Origin of the sequence: Pleomorphochaeta sp. DL1XJH-081, assembly GCF_049310885.1 — a bacterium.
GTDB lineage: Bacteria > Spirochaetota > Spirochaetia > Sphaerochaetales > Sphaerochaetaceae > CAYZJV01.
In genome coordinates, this window is sequence record NZ_JBMDYO010000094.1 from 1 (window position 1) to 274 (window position 274).

Annotated in this window: 1 pseudogene; it reads right to left on the reverse strand. The window is 55.1% G+C overall.

The features are described 5' to 3' along the window. Nucleotides 1–274 (reverse strand): annotated as a pseudogene (locus ACODJP_RS14030) (hypothetical protein); the annotation flags it as partial.

A 274-nucleotide genomic window follows, 5' to 3' on the forward strand; every position in this document is an offset into this window, starting at 1 on the left:
TAAAGCCTTACGTAAGGGAAGGGATTCCAGGTTGGCCTGAATATCCAGATAAAACATCTCTTCCCACGGGTTACCGTGGATGGGGCGCGATTCCAGCTTGCTCATGATCAGGTTGTGGTTACGCAGCACCAGTAGCGCTTCAACCAGCGCGCCCGCCTGTTGGCCGGTGGCGATTAACAACGTCGTTTTCGCCGGTACCTGATCGGATACGTTCACCGCTTTACGCGCCAGCACCAGGAAACGAGTGATGTTTTGCGTCTGGTTAGCCTGGCAG